Origin of the sequence: Bartonella sp. AA9NXGY (assembly GCF_042196845.1) — a bacterium.
Taxonomy (GTDB): Bacteria; Pseudomonadota; Alphaproteobacteria; order Rhizobiales; family Rhizobiaceae; genus Bartonella.
Genome location: NZ_JBHIRB010000002.1, coordinates 1 through 23,326 on the forward strand (window position 1 = coordinate 1; position 23,326 = coordinate 23,326).

The window sequence follows — 23,326 nt, forward strand, 5'->3', positions numbered from 1 at the left end:
TCTAATGAACGCTTTGAACCGCTTGTCATGAGTTGGATATAATCGATAATCAAGACATCTAGACCATGTTGTCGTTTGAGACGCCTTGCACGGGCGGCCAATTGTGCAAGGGATACACCCCCCGTTTGATCAATATAAAGAGGGATTGTTTGTAAGGAACGCATTGCGTAAATGATGTTGGTAAATTGCTCTTCTGAGATATTACCACGACGCATATCAGAAGAAGAAACCTTTATTTGTTCTGAGATAATACGAGTTGCAAGCTGTTCTGTTGACATCTCAAGTGAGAAGAAACCAACAATGCCCCCTTCATTTTCTTGGCTGTTATCATGACGCTTACAAGCATTGGCAATATTAAAAGCAATATTGGTCGCCAGAGAGGTTTTCCCCATTCCAGGGCGTCCAGCTATGATAATCAAATCGGATGGCTGTAGCCCTCCCATTTTCTCATCAAGGGTTTTGATATGGGTAGCTATCCCAGAAAGCTGTGAGGAACGCTTTTTTGCAGCGCTTGCCATGTTAAGTGCTTTTGCAATGGCTGTATCAAAGTTTTCAAACCCACCCCCATATTTCCCTTTTTCGGCGAGCTCAAATAACTGATTTTCAATCGTTTCAATTTGTTGGGTAGGCGTGAGCTCTACAGGAGCATCAAAAGCTGTATTGGCAACTTCATTGCCAAGATTAATCAAAGACCGGCGGATAAAAAGATCGTAAATAACGCGTCCATAATCTTCAGTGTTAATAATAGTGACTGCCTCTGTGGCTAAGCGAACAACATACTGGTATACAGTAATATCTCCAACTTTTTCTTCCATTTGGATATAGGGCTTGATTGTAATGGGGTTTGCAAGATGACCATTTTGAATAATTTGTAAGACAATCTCAAAGATCTTTTGGTGTAGCGTTTCAAAAAAATGTTCTGCTTTGAGAAAGTCTGAAACGCGATCGAGTGCATTATTATTAATCAGGATTGCTCCAAGTAATGCCTGTTCCGCTTCAATATTATGGGGAAGTTGACGAAAAGAAGAAGCAAAATTATCTCTTGGATTTTCTGTTTTTAGCATGTTCAATGTTCTCATTGCTTTCTTTTCCCTTGTTTGGTGCCTCGAGTGTGATTTCTGTTGTGTATCCGCTTTGTTTTTCATAGCGGTGGGTGACGGTTGCGGCTTTCCATGGTCCATTGATTTGCCCACGAAACCCTTGCAATAAAAGAGGTTGATCCGCCATGATTTCAGGGCGTCCCTCAAGGGTCAAAGAACCACTCCCTACAGCACGACACAACCTGTCCGACTCGGAAGCAGCAACAGCTCGTGCTTCCTCCTCACAAGTGTAACAAGTCCGTAAACGCCGCACGGGACCGCTAAACCCTGTCTGATGCTTGACTTGGCATTGCTGCCCTTTTGAGCGATCAAAATAAGAAGCTTCAATGGTGCCATATTGCGTGCGTGGCTCTAATGTGAATTCCCAGTTGGAACAGTCGTGCTTATGGATGTCGAGTGCTGGTAAATTGTCCCCGCTTAAAAATAAAAACTTATGGTCTTTGATTAAAAAACGTGCCTGCATGCGGTCAGCAAGGCGGGTTAAAAAATCAACAGCCGATTGATCTGTACGAATCACATAAGGCAAAGTTTGTTTGGTAAATTGGGGACTGACCTTTGCTTGATAGCCATGGCGTTTGGCAAGTGTCTCAACAATCTCACCAACAGTTTTGTGGTCAAAATGTTCACTCACCTGTTCTTTGAGCTCTTTACGCATGGAGGCGCTTTTGCCACAAAGGCGCAAGATTTCTCCATCACTGCCACCACAACTGACCACTGACTCCACAACAAAACACCCCATAAAGGCACTGATGCTGTTCTCATAACCAAAGATCACCTGTAGCGCACTGTTGCTTGAGGGAACCTCTAAATCATTGCCACTATCGTCAAACTCTGCTTCAAATGTATCGGCTTCATTACCGGCATGGTCCGTAATCGTTGCGGTTAAGAGACGCTGGTAAAAAACCTCATGAACAGGTTTGTCTCCCACCTTGACCACAATAAAAGGGTGTGTACGCATTAATCCCATAACCGCTTCACCATGCTTTGAGGATTAGACAACACAAATTCAGGCAGCATGACCTTTAAGCCCCGTGGTAAAAACACACCATATTTGGCAATCTCTGGATTGGCTTCCAGTGTGGCTTCTAAATAGCCGTTTAGTCCCCCAACTTGAGAACGGTCCCCTAACACAGCCATGACATGGTGAAAGCAAAGGAGATCGAGGCTCATATCCTCTAGCTCTACAACAACATGTTTTTCTGGTATCTTCATAGAGTTTGTCCCTCTTGGTAATACCCCATTTGATATTGTCCCTCTTGGTATTGTCCTTGTGGTTTTCCGCCATTAAAAAAGGGCAAGAGCGTAATGGAATAGCGGATGCGCTGGGATTGACCAGAGCGACTGATATAGTCGTGGTCTTTATTGATCGTGGTGATTACTACGGATCCATGGAGAAGGACACTATAGGTCGTATCATTGATCCAACGAAGCATCTGGACAGGCTTTGCTCTTCGAATAGTTGTAGTGATGGCATCTATCGCTACCCGATCACCAAATTCTTCTGGAAACCAAACTCCATGAATGGTCTTTGCATCATTGCCATAGCCGGTAAATTGCAAACTGGGTGCCTTTCCAAAACGCTCCATACAAACCCATGAGGCAGAAAACTCTTCTTCAAAGGATTGGAAATTTAGCCAATCCACATAAAATTGATGCGGTCCTAACATCATCAAAGGATCTCTCATAGGCTCCCTCCCCTCATTCTGTTCCCCCATGCAGCGCATTGGCACGTGCCCGTTGAATGGCATGGGCAACCGCACGACCAGTGGCCATGGGTTCACGCGCCCCATTAACATGCACTGTGACGTTTTGATTGTGTGTGATGGGGGAACGGTCTTTGTCTCTTTGCTCTCTCGCAGATGAATTTACAGGAGAAGCCCCCGCAAATTGCACGATGGGTTGAATGGCTGTTTTGCCACCAATATAAGAAACAGCGAATATAGTGGATCCGCTAGCTTTAATATCGCCTTGTAAAAGGTCTTTCCCTCTACTCTTTTTGCTATCAAATCCTGATTTTACAATTCCTTGCTCTCTTTTTTATACTCAAAATTGCCTCTAAAACAGGATAGATTAATCGTAAAAAATATATAAAAGAAGCAAATTATAACATTTTTTCTTATCCTTCTTAATACAAAATAACTGTTAAGCTACAATACGCTAACATTTATCAGTCATAAGTCCAAAACATCATATAATGACGAAACAAATTCATAGAGTGAAGATTTTTCACTATCAACCGTTGTATTAATCTTTCCATAATGCATAAAAATGATGAAGCGGCCCTCGCCCTTTCCCTACTTTTAAAGCATCTGAGGCAGTTAAAGCGCCATGCAAATAATCTTTTGCTTGTTTAACAGCGCAATCCAAAGGTTGGGTAGGTAACAGAGCTGCAATGGCAGCAGAAATGGTACACCCTGTCCCATGATCATGAGTGGTTGAAAGACGAGAGGCTTCAAGTATAACAAGGTTTTCACAATCACAATAAAGATCTGGACTAGAACAATCGTAATTTTCTGTACTATTTTTGGTCAGCGTATTCAAATGTCCCCCTTTTAACAAAACTGCATGACACCCTAGCGCCAAGAGTCGTGGAGCATATTGATACATAGTCTCTAAAGACCATTGCACTTCACATCCCAATAACAATGCAGCTTCAGGCAAATTTGGCGTGATCAAAGTTGACATCGGCACAAGAACATCACGCATAATTTCAATTGCATCAGACTTTAAAAGAACATCACCACTTTTTGCAACCATAACCGGATCAAAAACAATGAAACGCGCTTTATGATAAGCAAGACGTTCTGCAATAACCTGTGCAATCTGAGCATTTGCAACCATACCAATTTTAACGGCATCAACATGAATATCCTCAAAAACAGAATCAATTTGATCTGCAACAAAAGAAGCATCTAATGCCTGAAAAGAACGCACACCCTGAGTATTTTGTGCAACAACAGCTGTAACCACACTCATACCATAAGTTTTCATAGCTGAAAAAACCTTCAAATCCGCCTGCATTCCAGCGCCACCAGAAGGATCTGTTCCCGCAATAGATAAAATCCGTGGAATAAAAAGTTTATCTTTTTGTAATTCCATCAACCTCTTTCCTTCTGTTTTTAAATATCGGAAAATGAGTTACCGAAAAATAGATGCTTGAAAAAATATAAAGAAGATGTTTTCTCACGTGAATTATATTATATACGAAGTCTTCTTATAGATATAAAATGGAAAATGTAGTGCTTATCCTTCGTTCTATTCTTTTTACGTTCGCTTTTTATACATCAACTTTCATACAAATGATTCTTTACGCTCCCGTTTATTTTTTAATGCCCCGCAAAAAGGCATGGATTGTTCCTAAAACATGGGCGCGCGTTACACTCTTTTTGCAAAAATACATCGCAGGCACAAGTTATGAGATTGAAGGTTTAGAAAATCTTCCCAAAGGACCCTATATCATTGCTCCAAAGCATCAATCGGCTTGGGAAACTTTCAGTCTTGTTCCTTATTTTGATGATCCCACTCTCATTTTAAAACGTGAATTGATGTGGATTCCATTGTTTGGCTGGTATATGGCAAAAACGCAAATTATCCCCATTAACCGCACAACACCCATCAAAGCCTTAAAAATGATTATACAAAAAGCAAAAGAGAAAGTAAAACAAGGGCGCCAAATCTTGATTTTTCCCGAAGGAACACGCCGACAACCCGGTCAAGAACCAGATTATAAGTCAGGAATTGTCGCGCTCTATAATGAATTAGGACTTCAAGTTGTTCCTATTGCACATAATGCGGGTTTATATTGGCCACGCAATAATTTTCGCCGCTATCCCGGAACAATTCGTGTCCGTATTCTTCCCCCGATAGAGGCTGGTTTAAGCAAACGTGATTTTCTAGATCAACTTGTCCAAAAAACTGAAAAAGCGTGTGATGAACTGCTTCTCTTAGCAGCTCAAGACCCTACCCCTCCTCCTATGCCACCATACGCTGTTCAGAAACTTCAAAAACTAAATCAACATGAAACAATGCACTGATTGATAAGAATAATGCATAACTTTGTATATTGAGCGGAGTATAGGGAACAAAAATATAAGAAAGATACTTCAAACTTTCTAATTTAAAATTGTAAAACACTTGTACATGATAAGAAATGATCAATGTGTAAATTTTTTTGAAAAAGAATTCTTCCTCTCTTTAAAATCATTTAAATAACATACATCTCATTGATTTATAACGATGTTTTAGCGTTATTCAACTTGAATGAGAACCCTGAACACCGTAAGATTTTCTCATTTCAAATCTATTCTAGGTTGAATCAATTAGAATCATTTTCTTACACATTACAAGCGGGGATATCTGTGTGAATAAAACGATACAAGAAAAGATTAAAATGCTTTTTACGAACCGTCTCAAGTGCCAAGGGCTATCCTAACAGGAGAGCAAGAAAAATGCATGATTATGCAGATTCATTCCTTTCTGAGAAATTCAATCCCTCCAAGAACCTGAAATCTTGTACAATCTTCATTATTTAAAAAGTATTTCTTGAGATACTTAAGTCATCAAACCAAATTCAAGGGGAAAATAAAAATGAGAATTGGTTTTTATCCCACAGACACAACGGATACAGCAATTAACCATCTTTCCTTCCTATCCTAGACTTAAATGCTTTGTGTGCTACATTAAAACAATTCTAAATAACGAATAAGAGGGAACTAGATTTAAATTAATGCGACGTCTCTTCTATAATTTATTTTTTTCTGTGATTTTGAGTTTATCCAGCGCTGTTGCTCTAGCGCAGCCTTTTATTTCTGTTGATGTTACAACGAGGCGTATCTTAAAACATAATCAAGCTTTTGAGCGTTGGTATCCTGCTTCCTTGACAAAATTAATGACCGCTTATGTTATTTTTCGTGCCATGAGCCGAGGGGAAGTTTCACCAAACAAACATATCACCATCAGCGAATACGCCGCAAAAGCTCCCTCATATCGTTCAGGCTATAAAGCTGGTTCTGTACTCACACTTGATACAGCCTTAAGTATCACCATGGTTAAATCTACCAATGATTTAGCCATTGCCATGAGTGAAGCTGTTGCGGGTTCACAGAAAGATTTTGTACGTAAAATGAATAGCGAAGCTAAACGTTTAGGCATGTTTGGCACCCATTTTGCGAACGCAAGTGGTTTACCAGATCCTCAAAACTACTCCACGGCACGCGATATTGCTCTTTTAGCCGTTCAAATACGTCGAGAATTTCCACAATATGCTCATTATTTTTCTATTCCAGCCATTGATTTTGGTAATAATCGAAAAATCCAACATAACTCAAACAACCTCATTGGCCGTTTTTATGGGATAGACGGTATGAAAACAGGCTTTATTTGTGCCTCTGGTTTTAATCTTGTTGCCTCAGCCACCCGCAATAAACGTACAATTATTGCTGTCATTCTAGGTGCTAACAACATAAGTGAAAGAGAAGAAAAAGCTGCACAACTTCTTGAAATAGGATTTTTGCACCAAGGAAGCCCCCAATTAACACTAGCAACATTAAAACCTTATGGGAGCAACATAACACAAGCCAACAATATGAGACAACAAACATGCACACCTGAAGCCATAAAAATGCATGCAAATTCATATGATGATCAAGGAAATATTATTCTCACCTCACCTTTTATCACTGCTCCACCTTCTTTTTCTCATCCTTTATCAGTACACCTCATTCGTACGCCACAAACACCTAAAATGACAGTAAAACCACTAAGAAAACCCTATATTCCGTATAAAAGGCACGCAAACCATTCTATAAAAAGCCATAAATCATAATCTACAATTAATTATAATACTTTGATTTATAATCATAATTAATTATTTTGTACCTTATGTCAAAACCACAAGTATTGTAAGATTCTCTCATTTCAAATCTGTATTTGTTGAATCAATAAAACCAGTCTCTTGCGCGCCACAAGGTGGATGAACATGTAGATAAAATAATTAAAACAAGGAATAAAAGTCCTTTCAAGAACCAAGAATTATCATAACATTGACGCTAAAAGTGTATAATATACCCACGTGCACCTACCTTTATAAGCGTAAAGATAGTGGTACAATGGATTTCATGGGGGATTAACCATTATATCCCTCACGGACATCATTATAAATTGCTTAGACATACTGAGATATATTTTTTAAAAACAAAACTATGATTGATGATTAACATGAAAATAAAGCGCATCCCTCTCACGCTTATTACGGGTTTTTTAGGCTCTGGCAAAACAACTTTGCTCAACCGTATGCTACAAGACCCTCTTCTAACAGAATGTGCTGTTATCATCAATGAATTCGGCGAAATCAGTATTGACCACCTTCTGGTTGAAAAAACGACAGAAGGAATTATTGAGCTTGCCAATGGTTGCTTATGCTGTAATTTACGCAGTGATCTCATCGACACATTAATTGATTTAATAAATCGCGTTCAGACAGGACAGATCAAACAACTCCATCATATTATCATTGAAACCACAGGGATGGCTGATCCCGCCCCTATTTTACAAATACTTTTAAGCCACCCATTGTTTATTCAAACATTGTCCATAAATGCTGTTCTTGCAACATTTGATACATTAAGTCCACTTTCCATATGTAAGCGCTATCCTGAAATATATAAACAATTAATATTTGCTGATAAAATCATTCTCACCAAAACAGATCTTAGAGACCCACAAACGCTTTCAGATGCACTCCTTAGCACACTTAAAACAATGAATCCTACAGCACAAATCATTGACGCCCATTCTAAAGATTTCTGTTCAAATCTATTAATAAATAACACATTATGGGATGAAAAAGTAGAAAATACAAAACTTAAACAAAATCTTACGACTACCCCACATGATCATACCCCCCATAAAACCATTCGTACCTTTTCACTAAACTGTGAGGGTCCTGTTGATTACGCCACAATTGAAGCTTTTTTAGATCTCCTACAAGAGCGTTATGGTACAAAATTATTACGTATTAAAGCAATTATCGCATTGCGTGATGACCCTTATCGCCCACTTGTATTACATGGCGTACAAACATTTTTTCATCCTCCCATAAGATTGCCGGCATGGCCAAAAGGAATAAAACAAACACGTTTTGTCATCATTGCCGATGGTGTTGAAAAAGACGCAATACAAAAGCTCCTCAATGCTTTTTTTAATAAACCAGCAATAGATACTGCAGACAAAACAGCTCTCTTAGAAAATCCTCTGGTCATTCCAGGAATAAAATTTTAATTTTTTCTCCCCTTCAATGATATAATATTAAATTCATTGGCACCACCATCTTTATGCTTTTAAAGAAGCAAACCGGCACCATTACACACTTTGCTAATTCCCAATGTTGAAACAAGCCCTTGGTACTTGAGACGGTTTGTAAAAAGCATTTTAGTCTTTCTTGCACAGTTTCACCCACGCGGTTATCCCCGCTTGTAACGTGCAAGAAAATGGTTTTAATTTATTCAACATGGAACGGCTTTGAAATGAGAGAATCTTATGGTATTCAGGGTTCTAATTTAACTTGAATAACACTAAATTATCATTATAAATAAAATTGTTATGATAAAAAATTTAATATCCATCAATCTGCAAACAGATTGTTTTCTCTCTAAATGCGCTTCATCTGCAAACCACTTCATGTGATTCATTTCACAGACAGATTGACCAAATTCTTGGTTCTAAAATATTCTGCTCAACTCTATATTTATTCAAGCTAATTGAAATCAAAATCCCTGTTAAGAAAAAAACCAAAATCAGACAGAGGCAATATCGCATTTTAAAATATGTGAATGTGTCTTATATAACAGCACGACAAGACAATATTTTACAGCATAAAAGAATAAAACTCTTTGAAAGAAATAAAAAGAGAGGTGCATTTTATGTTAACTTACTCTTCACTAAAAACGAAGATTGACACCAGTGCCTATGTGCAAACAATCCAACTTCTTTGAGAAAATTCCTCTTGGCTTCCCACTTCATATGATTTACTTACATTAAGGCTCTATGAAAAAACTCTGCACTTTAAGACTATTGACCACTCACTTAAACACCTTGTGTGCAAAGTTTTTGCATATCCTGTATCGCCATTATTAAGTGATAGTGTTTACGGTGCTGTAAGATACAATAACACTTACTGCATTAGAGAAACTGAATTTTTATCAATATCGCGATTAAAAACGTAACGTTTTTCATAAACCTCAACAGTTGGAGGTTGACGATTTTTTTCAAAAAAATCATAACCTTTCTTAAGCATAACCCAGAATTGATAATGAGGATTCTTGCTATGACGTGACATATTATCCTCGGTCATGCGGAAAGGAAAAGCCTGCAACTGAAACTCTCTTTGTCCTCCTTTAAAAGCATCCCGTGCAAACGCATAAATCTGAGCCATGTTCTTATCACTCATAGAATAACAACCTGCGGAAAAGCAAGAACCATGCACCATAAGATTGCTTCCTGTGCGACCATTTTCCTGATCATAAAGGTTAGGAAATCCTATATTAAAAGAGAGATAATATTTTGAATAAGGATTCATTTGGTTTGCGCTAATAGTATAAAAACCCTCTGGTGTCTGAAGATCCCCTTCTTTATATTTAGGTCCAAGCTTACCAGACCATTTGCAAATGCCATAGCGAGCAACCAAGATAAAAGGTCCTGAACGAGATTGCTTCCAAACTTCAGCAAGATTTTCTTCCTTAAAAAACCGCATCATAATCGGTGCATAGGGATCTATATCATACAGAACCATTCTATTTTTGATTTCTTGCGGCAACGGCTGCTCAACTTTAGCGCGAATAGAGGCTGGTAATCTTCCTTCACATGCTGTCAATAGTCCCATTACAAACAACACACACACAGCAAGGAATCTGCTAAATGTCATCGAATAAAACTCCAATCCAACACCCCTCACAAAAAATAACCTATGTTAGAGATCGACCAATTTGAAGGTATTTTTCCCTTCGCTCTTGTTTAAGCACTTGACCATCTTTTCCAGCCATAGCTTTTAAAGCCTCTGAAATAACATCACCCGTTGCATCAATGACAATCTCTTTGCCACGATGCGCTCCCCCTAAAGGTTCCGAAATAATGCCATCAATAATCTTTAAGCGATACAAATCTTGAGCGGTAATACGCATATTCATTGCAGCATCTTTTGCACGAGCTGGATCACGCCATAAGATAGAAGCTGCTCCTTCTGGTGAAATAACAGAGTAAATTGCGTGCTCCAACATATAAACTTTGTTGGCAGCCGCGATTGCTATCGCCCCTCCAGAACCGCCTTCTCCAATAACAACAGAAACCACAGGAACTTTCAAACGCAAAGTTGTAGCTGTTGATTGAGCAATTGCTTCCGCTTGCCCACGTTCTTCAGCGCTTACCCCAGGATAAGCACCTGCTGTATCAATAAAAGTGAGGAGTGGCAAACCAAAGCGGTCAGCCATTTCCATAATACGTACAGCTTTACGATAGCCTTCTGGACGCGCAGAACCAAAATTATAGCGCAAACGTGTTTGCGTATCGTGACCTTTCTCTTGACCAATATAAGCAACGGCCTCACCTTTAAAGCGTGCAAACCCCGCTTGAATAGCCTCATCTTCAGCAAACTTTCGATCTCCGGCCAAAGGCGTAACGTCACTCAATAGGCGTTTAGAATAGTCCATAAAATGGGGACGATCCGGATGACGAGCGACTTGTGTTTTTTGCCACGGCGATAATTTTTTATAAATATCGCGCAACGCTGTTTGGGAACGCGTTTCAAGACGAGCAATCTCGTCACTCATATCAAGACTGCCTTTTTCCTGAGAAATTTTTTTTAATTCAAGAATTTTCCCATCAAGATCAGCAACTGGTTTTTCAAAATCAAGATAATTATACATTTGTGTCAACTCATTCAGTGTCACTTATACACTTATAATTTGCTTTATAAAGTCTTTTTCAAAAACATCACCTTTTCTTTAACGAGCCTTTTGCTCATCGGCAAGTGGATGATGCTCATTGACTAAACGATAAAGTCCCTCTTCCAACACATGGGTATAAATCTGAGTGGTAGCAATATCAGAATGACCTAACAAATGTTGAACGGCACGCAAATCAGCACCATTTTGCAAAAGATGACTAGCAAAAGCATGACGCAACACATGGGGAGAAAAGCTATCACTTCCTATCCCTGCTCTTCTAGCGAGATTTTTCAACTCTCGTGCAACGACTTGACGAGCAATATATCCTGTCTCGGAATGCGCAGGAAAAAGATAAGAACTCGTAGCGTCCTTTCCCTGATCACGCAAATTTAACCACTGTGAAAGAACTTGGCATGCTTTTTTTGATAACAGCACCATTCGTTCTTTTTTGCCCTTACCACGAACCAAAACGCTGTATTCATTCCTTCGAACAGACTGAACCGGCAGACTCACCAACTCACTAATACGTAACCCTGTTGCATAAAGCATTTCAATCAATAGCTGAAGACGCAGTGCACGGAAATAACCTTTGGACCCATAGTCTGCTTGATTGACTTCTAACTCCGCAAAATCAAGCAATTTTATCACTGCATCTTCACTCATGATTTTGGGCAAAGGACGCCTCTGACGAGGTGCATCAATATCATGAGAGGGATCATCTGCTCTCAACCCTTCAGCATAAAGGAATTGATAAAACTGACGCAAAGTTGATAAACGGCGCGCTTGCGACGATGCCGCAAAACCAAAAGTATGCATAAGTGACAAAAGAGTAATTAAATCTTCTTTTTGTGCTGAAAAAAGCGAAACAGAGTGTGAAGACAATTCGTCTTGTGCCCACTGCAAATCATGCTGATAAGCCGCAAGCGTATGAGACGAAGCCCCTCTCTCCGCACTCATCATCTCAAGAAAATGATCTATCACAGCACCACTTTTCATTTCATTGATTCGCTTCCGTAGAAAGATTCCATGAATCCAAGGGAACATCAATGTACATATCCACAGTTACTGGTTCAACCCAAACCACAAGAGCACCCATTATAATGAAAAGAACAGAAAGCAAAATGAAAAGAATCATCAAAAATCTAGTCAATGTTGGCATAAGACAATAACCTACCCAAAAATATTCTATCTCGTATTATGCCTCACAAAGATTAACAGGAATTGACTTTAAGATGGATAAATGCCGAAATAAAGTTATGAAAAGCAATCGACAAAAACGCGTCCCCATAACACAAATAAAGAATCAGCTCTTATCGTCCCTTGATAAAAGAGCACTTGTCCTTGTTGGTCTTATGGGGGCAGGCAAATCAGTGATCGGAAAACGCGTCGCCACCATGCTTCGTTTACCTTTTTATGATTCTGACCAAGAAATTGAAAAAGCTGCACAAATGACAATCACGGAACTCTTTGAAATTTATGGTGAATCCGAATTTCGTGCTCTTGAACAGCGTGTTATTCTAAACCTCATGAAAAAAAGTCCCCTTGTTTTAGCAACAGGTGGTGGTGCCTACATAAATGAAAATATCCGAAAAGCCATTCACAAAAATGGTATATCCATATGGCTAAAAGTCGATCTTGATATCCTCATGCAACGTGTCTCAAAGCACCCAACACGTCCCCTGCTTCAAACAGCCAATCCTAAAGAAACCATGCAAAAACTCATGGAACAGCGTTATCCTATCTATGCAAAGGCAAACTTAACAATTAACAGTCATAAAGAAAGCCGTCATACCGTAGCACAAAATGTTATACGATCCGTACAGCACTACCTATACACAGAAATTAACAATAGGGATAACCAGCATGCAAACCAAAACCGTCACTGTTAAACTGGACAAACACTGTTACGATATCATCATTGGTCCGGGTCTGATTACACAAGCTACTTCACAAATTAAACATGCTCTTAATAAAAAAGATCCTCATCAAACGCGCTTGGCACTTGTTACAGATACAAATGTTGCTTCCCTTCATTTGGAGATATTGCAAGCAGAATTAACAAAAAATAAAATTCATACTGTCCCTATTATTGTAGAAGCGGGAGAACAATCAAAATCATTTTCAACCCTGCAAGTTGTTATCGATCAAATTCTTGCTGCACGCTTAGAAAGAGGCGACTGTGTTATTGCTTTTGGCGGTGGTGTCATTGGTGATCTAGCAGGATTTGCGGCAAGTATAATCCGCCGTGGCATGAACTTCATTCAAATGCCCACAACGCTTCTTGCACAAATTGATTCTTCTGTTGGTGGAAAAACGGGAATCAATAGCCAATATGGCAAAAATCTTATTGGTGCCTTTTATCAACCACAATGCGTTATTGCTGACACGTGTCTTCTTGATACCCTGCCACCGCGTGAATTTCGCGCTGGCTACGCAGAAATAGTAAAATACGGTCTCATTAACCAACCTGACTTTTTTGAGTGGCTTGAAAAAAATGGGCAGAAAATTTTCTCTAATGGCCCTATGCGAACAGAGGCCATTGTTCGCTCATGCCAATTTAAAGCTGCCATTGTAGCACGTGATGAGTACGAAACGGGAGAGCGCGCACTCTTAAATCTCGGCCATACATTTGGACACATGCTTGAAACAGCAACCGCTTATGACTCCAACCGTTTAATCCATGGCGAAAGTGTAGCAATTGGGATAATTCTAGCTCATCAATTCTCTGCTCAATTAAATTTAATAAGCCCCACGCTTACACAACGCATTGAAGCGCACTTCAAATCTATAGGATTGCCTACACAATTAAAGGATATCCCAGGGTCTCTACCAGATGCTGAAACTTTAATGACTCTCATTGCCCAAGATAAAAAAGTTTCGCAAAACAATTTGACTTTCATATTAACACGCGGACTTGGCCAATCATTTATTGCAAAAAATGTTTCACCAGATGCAGTTTTATCCTTTTTGGAACAAAAATTAACAGAAATTCGTTAATTCATATTGAATATAATTGATTCGTTTTTATACTTCTATTAAAGATTAAATATGATGATGTCTGCGTAGCTCAGTAGGATAGAGCACAGGATTCCTAAAGAAATTGGGCACTTTGAGGAGAAATCCTCAAAGTGAATCTGCTCAAATTCGGGGAAAGCTTCATGGGCGACTATATGCCAATCCCGAGCCAAGTCTCTTTTCAAATGAGAGAAAGGTGTAGAGGCTGAACGGGCAGCACCTAAAGAGCAAAAGCTTCAAGGTGAAGAGACAGTCCAGACCACAAACAGCCGATAAGGCTGGCGGTGAAAATCGAAGTGGTATGAATCCTGGGGTCGCAGGTTCGAATCCTGCCGTAGACACCATCGTATCAGTCAAATTATTCTTTGTGCACAATATTAGGAATATAGGGAAGCATCATGAAAAAAACTTTGCACATTTTAGGATTTTTCACCGCTTTAAGTTTATCACTCTTCAGCTCAAACAATAGCTTAGCTGGTTCTTTAATCATTGAAGTACCAGACAATCCAGAGCCCAAAACAGAGACCATTACCTATCAGTGTGAAACTGGAGCAGGTAAAGAGCGCATTGAGGCAGTCTATCTTAATGCTGATAATATTTCGTTGGTTGATTTCAAATGGAACGGTGACCGTGTCATTGCTGCTAATGTCATCGCGGCAACAGGAGCAAAATTTGCAGGAGCTCAGTATATCTGGTGGGAGAAGAACAAAGAAGTCACGCTTTATGACCTTGCTCAGGATCCAGAAGAAAAAAAACCTATCCTCTGTAAAGATGAGTCAACATTATTATTTTAAATAACACGGGAAATATTATGAAAAAAATTTCTTTTACTAAACAATTTTTCATTACTTTAAGTGTGCTCCTCCTCGGTTCAATTAATGCATTAGCAAGTTCTTTAGTCATTGAAGTACCAGATGATCCAGAACCAACAACAGAGACCGTCTCCTATCAATGCGATATGGGAACAAGCAAAGAGTATGTTGAAGCAACTTATTATAATGCTGGCAATATTGCGCTTGTTGATTTAAAATGGAACGGTAAGCGCATCGTTGGTTCTAATGTAATTGCCGCTTCTGGAGGAAAATATGTGGGTGGACAATACATTTGGTGGATAACTAAAAATGAAGCCATATTTTACGATCTTATTAATGATCCAAAAGAAGAAAAGCCCATCCACTGTGTAGAAGAAAAAAGCACAGAATAAGGAAGATTCTTACATTTCAAGAACCGCGCTGGCTCTCATCTCGTGATGTTCCTTCTGATGTGGGTAGCTTTTCCTCCGTTTGGTGTAATAAAAGAGCCAGCGGTTTTTCTGATTGTTTTTCTGAATGATGTCGATAAGCTGCTGTATGTGAAAGCAACATAGAAGCTACCGGTGCTGTTAAAAACAAAAAAAACATCAGCAACACTTCATGAAAAACAAAATAATGGTCCACAAATATTGAATAAAGAAATGAAGAAATAAGAATACTACCAACGCCCCAACTCGTACATACTGAAAGCATATGCAAACGCTTATAAAAATTGGAAAAACGCACCAAACCTATCGTTGCGATCAATGTCAATCCAGACCCTAATATTAAGAAAACTGTGATAGCAATAGCAACCACAAGCGATATATCATCTTTCATTCAATAATCTCCCCCCGCATAAGAAATTTGGCCAAAGCGATGCTTGAGACAGATCCCAACAATCCAATAATGAGAGCTGCGACAAAATAAGTGGTTGTTCCTGAACGAATATCGAATGTAAGAAACAAAAGAATAGTGGTTATATAAAGGGCATCCAAACCAACAATTCTATCCTGCGCCCGTGGACCACGAATCAACCGAAACAGCGCGAAAATCACCGCTAAACTTAAAAAAAACTGTGAAAAGAAAAGCCCCCAATAAAGAATCACCATACTCATAAAAAAATCTCCAAAAGCAATTGCTCATACCGTTGTTTGATCAACTGTTTGTAATCATATCCATTTTTTAAATTTAAGACATGAAGCAAAAGTTCACCCTTTTTACTATTATAGGCAACCCAAGCAGTTCCAGGGGTTGCCGAAAGGATGCATGCTAAAATAGCCAAAGCAGTGCGATTATGAAGCAGAAGAGGTACTACAATAAAACCAGATTTCTGCACTCGAGACCTTTTTGTTAAAACAAACCAAGCCACCGAAACATTTGAGAATATAGAATCTATAAATACTCGAAAAACGAGACGAAAAACCGCACTCCAGCTTTTAATAACAACCTTCTCCGGCTCCAGAAGCCGTATCATCCAACCACAAAACAAAGCGGTTAAAATCCCTAAAAGCAATTGCCCTAAACTAAAACCATTTAAAATAAGCCACATAAGGACAATGACACCACTGAAAAAAGGGGAAGGACAAAAACAATTCATTTACTTATCTCCCTATTTTCGAGAGAAAAATCCGTTAAAACGCTCCCAATATAGTTTTGAGGTTCATACAAAGTCTTAGCAGTTTCAGACATATAATGACTAACAGGACTGGCTACAATTGTTATAAGAAAACACAAAGCAAGGAGAACGGCAATAGGCGCAAATTCTATCACTTGCACACGAGGAATACGCCCTTCAAGAGAAACCCAAAAAGTTCGGATACCCGTTCGTGTCAATGCAATCAAAGCCGCAAAACCAGAGAGAGTGACAAAAACTACAAAAAGCCAATCTTGGTAAACCGGAAGAGAAGCAGAAAAATCCTCTCTACTGTGGTTTAAAATTGCCATGAACATCATAAATTTAGCAACAAAACCAGAAAAAGGTGGCAATCCAATAATCAAAATGGCACAGATACCAAAACAAGCTCCAAGAATTGCCAAGGTTACTGGAAAATAGATGCCAACTTCATCTTCTTCCTCCTCTTCATCGTCACCATACACCTCCATTGTGACAGCAAGAACATTAGCAGCCACATCTTGACAGCGTTCTACCAACTCTACCAAAAGAAAAAAAGCTCCCAGTGCTAAAGTTGAAGAAACAATATAAAAAAGTGCGCCTGCTGTCAGTGCTGCATTGCCTATCCCGATCGCAGCCAACAATGTGCCAGAAGAGACAAGAACGCTATAAGCTGCCAAACGCACCAAAACTTGGCTCGCCAATACTCCAATAAAACCAATAATCATAGTGGCAAGCCCACCATAAAACAAAACCGTATGACCAAAATGGTTAAAATATTCACTTTCAGGACCAAACCATAGCAACGTTAAACGTAAAATAATATAAATACCAACCTTGCTCAAAAGTGCAAAAGAAGCTCCAACAGGCGCTGCTGCTGCACTGTAAGTTGGCACCAACCAAAAATTAAGCGGCCACATACCCGCTTTAAGCAAAAAAGCAATACCTAAAAGTGCAACACCTATTTCGAACAAAACAATATCTGTAGAAGATATATATTTTATTTTAACAGCCAAATCGGCCATATTAAGAGTACCAACGACTCCATAAATGAGCGCTATACCAACTAAAAAAAATAATGAAGCAACAAGATTAACCACAACATAATGCAACCCTGCACGCACGCGTGTCTGACCAGAACCATGCAAAGCAAGCCCATAGGAAGCCGTTAACATAACTTCAAAAAACACAAATAAATTAAATAAATCGCCAGTCAAAAAAGCACCATTTATCCCCACCATAAAAAATTGCATTAGTGACTGAAAATGAGAACCAGCTTTATACCAATGAGCCCGCGCAAAAACCAACACGCTAGTCACCAACAAGCTGGAAAGTAAAAGCATCATAGCGCTTAAGCGATCAAGGACTAAAACAATTCCAAAAGAAGACGGCCAATTACCAAGTCGATAAACATCGCAAGCCGGTGCTATTTCAAGAGTACGTATAATCAATAAAATGGCAGTAACGACCAACAGTCCCGCAGAAGAAAGACTGATGAATGATTTAAGTCTTGCACGACGTTCATCATAAAAAAGAAGAAGTGCTCCAGTGATTAACGGCAAAAGAATAGGCAAAATAAGGAGATGATGCACTCCTATTTCCATTATTGCACCTCACGTCCATCAACGTGATCAGAACCCGTTAAACCACGTGAAACCAACAAGATAACTAAAAATAAAGCTGTTGTTGCAAAACCAATCACAATCGCAGTTAAAACCAAGGCTTGTGGAAGAGGATCGACATAATTAGCTGGATTAATAACAGTGGTAGGATCAACAATTGGAGCAGCATTACTACGCGGTCTACTCATTGAAAATATAAAAAGATTAACACCATAGGAGATCAAGGACAAACCAAGAATGACTTGAAAAGTACGTGGACGCAAAACAAGCCAAATACCTGATCCGACAAAAACACCGATACCCAAAGAAAGAACAATTTCCATTAATTTTCCTTCTCTTTTAAAATAGGTTTCTTACCGATTCGGTAACTCCTAATTGACTGGTGTGCAAGTGCAATTAAAATGAGAACAGTTGCTCCTAACACAAGAGAAAGCACACCAAAATCAAACAAAAAAGCAGATGCCATGGGAACTTTCCCAATTAACGGAAGATGAATATATCGAAAAAAGGATGTTAAAAAAGGATATCCAAAAAACCAAGAGCCCATCCCCGTTACGACTGACAATAATAAACCAAAGCCTATCCAACGCAAAGGTAAAACTCTCAAATGCGTTTCCACCCACCGAATATCGCGTGCAAGATATTGTAAAATAAATCCTATAGCCAAAGTAATACCACCGACAAATCCACCTCCTGGCAGATCATGCCCTCGCATGAATAAATAAATAGCAAAAGCGATAATAATTGGAAAGAGCCAACCCATAATAACAGCAGGAACAGCTAAATAATTCAATACTGTATCTCCCACATTTCGATTAGGCTGTGCTATATCAAAGGCTTTCTGGATACGTTGTTGAAAAGGCGCATCAATACTCTCAGGCGCAGGACGAAAACGTCGTAAGAGTGCAAAAACAGTAAGGGAAACAACACCCAAAACCACAATTTCTCCCATGGTATCAAAACCACGGAAATCAACCAATAACACATTCACAACATTGCGACCACCAGCATCTGAGTAAGCATGCGTTAGAAAAAAATCAGAAATCGTTGTACCTTGGGGACGTGTCATCACTGCAAAAGAAAGCCATGCTACACCAGCACCTCCTACAAGGGATATGATGAAATCACGGAAACGACGCAAGCGAACCCAAAAATGAACAGCAGCTGGCCTAGAGTCATGCAAACGTTTAGGCAACCACCGTAAACCAAGCAATAATAAAACGACTGTAACAACCTCAACAACCAATTGTGTTATTGCTAAATCAGGAGCAGAAAGCCATAAAAAGGTTGCACAAGTCATCAAACCAGCTCCCCCTAAAAGCATAAGTGAAGCAAGACGATGAAACTTTGCTCGCCAAGCAACTAAAAGCGCACATAATCCGCCAACCAGCCAAAGAGCGAGAAAAGGAATATCAAGTGGAAAAAGCGGTAATGTCCCCACTGGAATGAAACCATCGCACCAAAGTAAAAGACCAACAAAGGCAAAACAGACCCAAAAAATCCAATGCAATTGGATCTGCAAACGGCGTGTTGACAAAGCAGACTCCACCGCACGGGCCCATTTCCAAGAAATAATTACGAGAATGCGTTCAAAAATACGCGGTCCTTTTAAGTGACGGAAAAAAGGAGCCCCATCATCACAGGATAAAAAATAACGATGCCCAACAGCATAGAGCAATCCGCCCCCTAATAATGCAACAAAGCTCATCACTAATGGAGTGTTAAACCCATGCCAAACAGCCAAACTATAAGGAATTGTCATTGGTCCTAAAACAGACACGACCGCATTATCTAAAATAGGTCCTATTGTTAAATTAGGAAAAATACCAACCGCTAAACAAATAAACACCAAAAGCTCCATTGGTAAACGCATGAAATGCGGTGGTTCATGGGGAGTCTTGGGTAAATTGTCAGGCTTTGGTCCTAAAAAAACGCCATGAATAAAGCGTATAGAATAGGTCACACTAAACAGACTAGCTAGCGTTGCCACATAAGGCGCAATCCAATCGAGCCATGATTCCATATGCGTTTCAACAGCTTCAGCAAAAAACATCTCTTTCGATAAAAAACCATTCAACAAAGGAACCCCAGCCATCGCTGCACTCGCAACTAAAGCAAGAGTTGCTGTGATAGGCATAGAACGATAAAGCCCTGACAGTTTACGCATATCACGTGTTCCCGTCTCGTGATCAATAATGCCAGCAGCCATAAATAAAGAAGCTTTAAAAGTAGCATGATTGGCCATATGAAAGATCGCCGCAACACATGCAAGTGGACTACCAAGACTTAAAAGTGTTGTAATTAATCCAAGATGACTAATAGTCGAGTAAGCAAGCAGTCCTTTCAAGTCTTGCTGAAACATGGAAAAATAGGCACCTAGAAGAAGAGTTGAGAGTCCTGAAAAGCCAACCAGCCAAAACCAAGATTCTGTTCCAGAGAGCACAGGCCATAAACGAACAAGCAAAAACAATCCCGCTTTTACCATTGTTGCCGAATGCAAATAAGCCGATACGGGAGTTGGAGCAGCCATCGCGTTAGGTAGCCAAAAATGAAAGGGAAATTGCGCGCTTTTTGTTAACCCTCCCAATAAAATACAAATAAGGATAGGACTATAAAGAGAACTTGACCGGATCATATCTCCAGACTGTAGCACCTTATCCAAATCAAAACTGCCAACAGTATACCCAATCAATAAAACTCCAATAAAAAGAGCAAAGCCGCCAAAACCTGTGATCGTTAGAGCCATACGCGCACCCTCACGCGCACTTGCATTATGGTACCAATAGCCGATCAGCAAAAAAGAAAAAATACTGGTAAGTTCCCAGAAAACAACCAAAAAGACGAGATTACCTGATAAAACTATTCCTATCATTGATCCCATAAAGGCCAAAAAAAAGGAAAAAAAACGCGGTACAGAATCCGCTGGATCTATGTAATAACGTGAATAAATGACAACAAGCAGCCCAATCCCTGTAATAAGCAAGCAAAAAAGCCACGACAAACCATCTATGCGGAGAATCAAATCGCTTCCCCATTCTGGAAGCCAAGAAATATCTAAACGCACTATGTGGTTTCCGCGAACTTCCGGATAAAGCATTATTGTAAAAATAAGACAGAAAAGTGCGACAACCCCAGCAAACCACGCTTCATTATTTTTTGCTGTCGAACGAAAAAAGCCAATGACAGCACTTCCACCAAAGGGAAGCAAAACGAGCAATACCAACATTGCTTCCCGTGTTGTCATTCTTTAAACTCCATTTTACCTTAATATTTTGTCATCGACAAAACAAAAACTTATATTCTCACCCCCATTCCACACTTAATGATAATAAGATTTAATAAAACTTAAAAGCATTTAAAATTTTTAAAAAAACAATGCTTGCATGAAAATACTGCGCACCACACAATTCTTCTCTTTATTGTAAGAACAATAACGCTCACGACAAGAAGCAATTAAAATTTTATTTAATTTCTACCCTTTAAAAAAGCGTGATAAACACTGCCTACGCCCCCCATGAAAAGGCTGAAAACTATTATCATTTTTATTATAAGAGCGATAACGCGCAAGGCAAGATTCAATATGTTGTTTAAGCATCCATGGCTCTTTTTTTTCTAATTTTTCCGAAGAAGACGTTAAAAACACTTTTTTAGCATCTGGTACAACTTTTAATGATGCGCCTTTTGTGCTTAAGTGCGGTGATGTAATAAATGCCACTTCAGGATACCACCAATTATCACTGTATTTACGATAACCACGCCGATAATGACGATAACCTTTAAAACCATTAAGTTCTCTACGCCCCGTAAAAATCAAAGGCACCGAACTATCTTGGAGAGAGGTCTGAGTAACCAGTTTGGCTTTAGCATCACTCCTATTTTGCCCCCAATTAACAAGAGTGGTTGTTATAATGAAAAAACTGCTAACAAATACAAAAACTAAAGCATAATATAATTTTTTTTTCATACTCATAACAAAAAACTCAACATAATAAACAACAGTAATCACAGAAAGCCTTTCTCTTGCTGGACAGAAACAGATTCTTTTCTTAAGATTCTTTTTTCTTGAGACATTCTGTTACTCTTTGTACTAAACGTTGATCTTGGTAATAAGATCCTACAAAAAAGAATGAATAAATGATGATAAAAACCCCCTACTATCTTATAGACAAATCGAAACTCATCAAAAACATGCAAACAATTTCTCGTTTACGGGAAATGTCCGGAGCTAAAATTTTACTTGCTTTGAAATGTTTTGCCACATGGAGTGTTTTTGATTTAATGTCTGAGTTCATGGATGGAACCACATCATCATCCCTTTATGAACTGCGTTTAGGAAGAGAAAAATTTGGCAAAGAAACCCATGCTTATTCAGTGGCTTGGGCAGATGATGAAATTGATGAAGCCTGTGGTTATGCAGATAAAATCATCTTTAATTCCATCCAACAGCTTCAACGCTTTTCTGATGCAACAAAAACCATTCAAAGAGGTTTAAGGTTAAACCCAGGAATGAGCGCATCAAATTTTGATCTTGCCAACCCCTCTCGCCCTTTTAGCCGCTTAGGAGAAACAAACCAAAGCGCTATCAAAGAAGTTCTGCCTCTTATCAACGGATTGATGATCCATAACAATTGTGAAAATGCTGATTTTAATCTTTTTAACCAAATGCTTGGGTATATGGAAGAAAAATTTGCAGAACTTTTTTCTGCTGTTGACTGGATAAGCCTTGGCGGCGGAATCCATTTTACGGCTGAAAATTATCCTCTAGAAGCTTTCGCAAAACGCTTAAAACAATTTTCTAAAACTCATGGTGTCACTCTTTTTCTAGAACCAGGAGAAGCTGCTATTACCAAAAGCACCACATTAGAAGTCAGTGTTCTTGACACATTGTATAATGAAAAGAATCTAGCCATCGTTGATAGCTCAATTGAAGCACATATGCTTGATCTTTTAATTTATCGTGAGAATGCCAAATTAGAACCCAATCAAGGTCCACACGAAATTATGATTTGTGGAAAATCTTGTCTTGCCGGCGATATTTTTGGAACATTTCAATTTCAAAAACCTCTTAAAATAGGCGATAGACTGTCTTTTCAGGATGCAGCAGGTTATACAATGGTCAAGAAAAACTGGTTTAATGGCGTTACAATGCCTGCTATTGTTCTCAAAGAGTGCGATGGTACATTAACACTTCAACGCCAATTCAGCTATAGCGACTATCAGGAAAGCCTTTCATAAAGATAAACCA

General features: G+C 39.1%; 24 protein-coding genes. 8 read left to right on the forward strand and 16 right to left on the reverse strand.

Features of this window, described 5'->3' with window-relative positions; genetic code table 11:
- From ACFIM6_RS01180 to thiD, 6 genes are all read right to left on the reverse strand, one after another.
- A partial coding sequence (locus ACFIM6_RS01180; RefSeq protein WP_375611303.1) for a DnaB-like helicase C-terminal domain-containing protein occupies window positions 1-1,079 on the reverse strand: 1,079 nt, incomplete at its 3' end.
- Complete coding sequence (locus tag ACFIM6_RS01185; RefSeq protein ID WP_375611462.1) at window positions 1,036-2,058, reverse strand: phage late control D family protein; 1,023 nt, start codon at window positions 2,056-2,058, stop codon at window positions 1,036-1,038. The genes ACFIM6_RS01185 and ACFIM6_RS01180, both read right to left, overlap by 44 nt.
- Window positions 2,058-2,312 carry a tail protein X gene (locus ACFIM6_RS01190; protein ID WP_375611304.1) on the reverse strand — a complete coding sequence of 85 codons (255 nt, stop codon included), beginning with the start codon at window positions 2,310-2,312 and terminating at the stop codon, window positions 2,058-2,060. The genes ACFIM6_RS01185 and ACFIM6_RS01190 overlap by 1 nt, the downstream gene beginning before the upstream one ends.
- A complete protein-coding gene (locus ACFIM6_RS01195; RefSeq protein ID WP_375611305.1) occupies window positions 2,309-2,785 on the reverse strand; it encodes a phage tail protein in 477 nt (158 codons plus the stop codon). The genes ACFIM6_RS01190 and ACFIM6_RS01195 overlap by 4 nt, the downstream gene beginning before the upstream one ends.
- 13 nt (window positions 2,786-2,798) lie before the next feature.
- The gene (locus tag ACFIM6_RS01200) at window positions 2,799-2,993 is read right to left on the reverse strand and encodes a hypothetical protein (RefSeq protein ID WP_375611306.1); all 195 of its coding nucleotides are present in this window, start codon (window positions 2,991-2,993) and stop codon (window positions 2,799-2,801) included.
- 351 nt (window positions 2,994-3,344) lie between these two features.
- Window positions 3,345-4,199, reverse strand: coding sequence for a bifunctional hydroxymethylpyrimidine kinase/phosphomethylpyrimidine kinase (gene thiD / locus ACFIM6_RS01205; RefSeq protein WP_375611307.1), 855 nt, complete (start codon window positions 4,197-4,199; stop codon window positions 3,345-3,347).
- Window positions 4,200-4,327: 128 nt separating this feature from the next.
- Here thiD and ACFIM6_RS01210 point away from each other — a divergent pair, with 128 nt between their 5' ends.
- The 3 genes from ACFIM6_RS01210 to ACFIM6_RS01220 all read left to right on the forward strand — a co-directional run bounded on the left by ACFIM6_RS01210 (window position 4,328) and on the right by ACFIM6_RS01220 (window position 8,378).
- On the forward strand, window positions 4,328-5,134 hold the full coding sequence (locus tag ACFIM6_RS01210; protein WP_375611308.1) for a lysophospholipid acyltransferase family protein: 807 nt from the start codon (window positions 4,328-4,330) through the stop codon (window positions 5,132-5,134).
- A gap of 692 nt (window positions 5,135-5,826) precedes the next feature.
- Window positions 5,827-6,924 (forward strand): D-alanyl-D-alanine carboxypeptidase family protein, encoded by a 1,098-nt coding sequence (locus tag ACFIM6_RS01215; protein ID WP_375611309.1) that lies wholly within the window; start codon window positions 5,827-5,829, stop codon window positions 6,922-6,924.
- Window positions 6,925-7,316: 392 nt separating this feature from the next.
- Entirely contained in the window at window positions 7,317-8,378 is a 1,062-nt protein-coding gene (locus ACFIM6_RS01220) for a CobW family GTP-binding protein (RefSeq protein WP_375611310.1), read from the forward strand.
- A gap of 892 nt (window positions 8,379-9,270) precedes the next feature.
- On the opposite strand, the gene ACFIM6_RS01225 is transcribed toward ACFIM6_RS01220, so the two are convergent.
- The 3 genes from ACFIM6_RS01225 to ACFIM6_RS01235 form a co-directional block, all read right to left on the reverse strand.
- A complete protein-coding gene (locus ACFIM6_RS01225; protein ID WP_375611311.1) occupies window positions 9,271-10,020 on the reverse strand; it encodes a L,D-transpeptidase family protein in 750 nt (249 codons plus the stop codon).
- Between the two features lie 40 nt (window positions 10,021-10,060).
- A complete protein-coding gene (locus tag ACFIM6_RS01230; RefSeq protein WP_375611312.1) occupies window positions 10,061-11,017 on the reverse strand; it encodes an acetyl-CoA carboxylase carboxyltransferase subunit alpha in 957 nt (318 codons plus the stop codon).
- A 78-nt stretch (window positions 11,018-11,095) separates the two neighbouring features.
- Window positions 11,096-12,034, reverse strand: coding sequence for a site-specific tyrosine recombinase XerD (locus ACFIM6_RS01235; RefSeq protein WP_375611313.1), 939 nt, complete (start codon window positions 12,032-12,034; stop codon window positions 11,096-11,098).
- Window positions 12,035-12,294: 260 nt separating this feature from the next.
- Here ACFIM6_RS01235 and ACFIM6_RS01240 point away from each other — a divergent pair, with 260 nt between their 5' ends.
- The 4 genes from ACFIM6_RS01240 to ACFIM6_RS01255 all read left to right on the forward strand — a co-directional run bounded on the left by ACFIM6_RS01240 (window position 12,295) and on the right by ACFIM6_RS01255 (window position 15,257).
- Complete coding sequence (locus tag ACFIM6_RS01240) at window positions 12,295-12,927, forward strand: shikimate kinase (protein WP_375611463.1); 633 nt, start codon at window positions 12,295-12,297, stop codon at window positions 12,925-12,927.
- Window positions 12,902-14,035 carry a 3-dehydroquinate synthase gene (aroB, locus tag ACFIM6_RS01245; RefSeq protein ID WP_375611314.1) on the forward strand — a complete coding sequence of 378 codons (1,134 nt, stop codon included), beginning with the start codon at window positions 12,902-12,904 and terminating at the stop codon, window positions 14,033-14,035. The genes ACFIM6_RS01240 and aroB overlap by 26 nt, the downstream gene beginning before the upstream one ends.
- Before the next feature lie 416 nt (window positions 14,036-14,451).
- The gene (locus ACFIM6_RS01250) at window positions 14,452-14,847 is read left to right on the forward strand and encodes an MliC family protein (RefSeq protein ID WP_375611315.1); all 396 of its coding nucleotides are present in this window, start codon (window positions 14,452-14,454) and stop codon (window positions 14,845-14,847) included.
- A 17-nt stretch (window positions 14,848-14,864) separates the two neighbouring features.
- Window positions 14,865-15,257, forward strand: coding sequence for an MliC family protein (locus ACFIM6_RS01255; protein ID WP_375611316.1), 393 nt, complete (start codon window positions 14,865-14,867; stop codon window positions 15,255-15,257).
- A gap of 16 nt (window positions 15,258-15,273) precedes the next feature.
- Here ACFIM6_RS01255 and mnhG read toward each other — a convergent pair whose 3' ends face one another.
- The 7 genes from mnhG to ACFIM6_RS01290 form a co-directional block, all read right to left on the reverse strand.
- A complete protein-coding gene (gene mnhG, locus ACFIM6_RS01260) occupies window positions 15,274-15,684 on the reverse strand; it encodes a monovalent cation/H(+) antiporter subunit G (protein ID WP_375611317.1) in 411 nt (136 codons plus the stop codon).
- Window positions 15,681-15,962 (reverse strand): K+/H+ antiporter subunit F, encoded by a 282-nt coding sequence (locus ACFIM6_RS01265; protein ID WP_375606068.1) that lies wholly within the window; start codon window positions 15,960-15,962, stop codon window positions 15,681-15,683. Before ACFIM6_RS01265 ends, mnhG begins: the two co-directional genes overlap by 4 nt.
- Window positions 15,959-16,444, reverse strand: coding sequence for a Na+/H+ antiporter subunit E (locus ACFIM6_RS01270; RefSeq protein WP_375611318.1), 486 nt, complete (start codon window positions 16,442-16,444; stop codon window positions 15,959-15,961). Before ACFIM6_RS01270 ends, ACFIM6_RS01265 begins: the two co-directional genes overlap by 4 nt.
- Window positions 16,441-18,063, reverse strand: coding sequence for a monovalent cation/H+ antiporter subunit D (locus ACFIM6_RS01275; protein WP_375611319.1), 1,623 nt, complete (start codon window positions 18,061-18,063; stop codon window positions 16,441-16,443). The genes ACFIM6_RS01270 and ACFIM6_RS01275 overlap by 4 nt, the downstream gene beginning before the upstream one ends.
- Window positions 18,063-18,404 carry a Na+/H+ antiporter subunit C gene (locus ACFIM6_RS01280; RefSeq protein WP_273790150.1) on the reverse strand — a complete coding sequence of 114 codons (342 nt, stop codon included), beginning with the start codon at window positions 18,402-18,404 and terminating at the stop codon, window positions 18,063-18,065. Before ACFIM6_RS01280 ends, ACFIM6_RS01275 begins: the two co-directional genes overlap by 1 nt.
- Entirely contained in the window at window positions 18,404-21,325 is a 2,922-nt protein-coding gene (locus ACFIM6_RS01285) for a monovalent cation/H+ antiporter subunit A (RefSeq protein ID WP_375611320.1), read from the reverse strand. The genes ACFIM6_RS01280 and ACFIM6_RS01285 overlap by 1 nt, the downstream gene beginning before the upstream one ends.
- Window positions 21,326-21,553: 228 nt before the next feature.
- Entirely contained in the window at window positions 21,554-22,051 is a 498-nt protein-coding gene (locus ACFIM6_RS01290; RefSeq protein ID WP_375611321.1) for a BA14K family protein, read from the reverse strand.
- Between the two features lie 167 nt (window positions 22,052-22,218).
- On the opposite strand from ACFIM6_RS01290, the gene ACFIM6_RS01295 reads away from it, so the two are divergent.
- On the forward strand, window positions 22,219-23,316 hold the full coding sequence (locus tag ACFIM6_RS01295; protein WP_375611464.1) for a carboxynorspermidine decarboxylase: 1,098 nt from the start codon (window positions 22,219-22,221) through the stop codon (window positions 23,314-23,316).
- Window positions 23,317-23,326 lie beyond the last annotated feature (10 nt).